Source organism: Nesterenkonia haasae (assembly GCF_010119385.1).
Lineage (GTDB): Bacteria > Actinomycetota > Actinomycetes > Actinomycetales > Micrococcaceae > Nesterenkonia > Nesterenkonia haasae.
The window spans coordinates 1-513 of the sequence record NZ_VFIE01000050.1; the positions used below are offsets into that span (position 1 = coordinate 1).

General features: G+C 65.5%; 1 protein-coding gene. It reads right to left on the reverse strand.

What is annotated here, in order from left to right; translation table 11 throughout:
* Window positions 1–218 precede the first annotated feature (218 nt).
* Window positions 219–513 (reverse strand): L-serine ammonia-lyase, iron-sulfur-dependent, subunit alpha (locus tag FH975_RS16235; protein ID WP_202923327.1); only part of this gene is annotated, 295 nt, incomplete at its 5' end.

A 513-nucleotide genomic window follows, 5' to 3' on the forward strand; every position in this document is an offset into this window, starting at 1 on the left:
AGCGATCACGCGCATGGGGCAATCCGGGGTGGGGAAGCCCCGAGCCTAACCGGAACGCGGTGACGGTGTCGCCCGTTCGGGCAAGGGTGACCGGGTAGAGTCGACTGTTGGTCGACTGCTCTTCCATCAGGCCGCGGAAATCCCGCGCTGCGCGCGATGGTCGACTGACAGTCGACTCTACCTGTGGCCCGTCGCCATCGCGCCGGAGCCGGTCGCCCTCAGCACTCGATGACGTTCACCGCCAGGCCACCGCGGCTGGTTTCCTTGTACTTGTCCTGCATGTCGCGGCCGGTATCGCGCATGGTCTTGATGACCTTGTCCAGCGACACCTTGTGCTTGCCGTCGCCACGCATCGCCATGCGCGAGGCATTGATCGCCTTCACCGCGCCCATTGCATTGCGCTCGATGCAGGGAATCTGCACCAGGCCGCCGATCGGGTCGCAGGTCAGGCCCAGGTTGTGTTCCATGCCGATTTCCGCGGCGTTCTCGATCTGGCTCGGGTTGCCCCCCAGC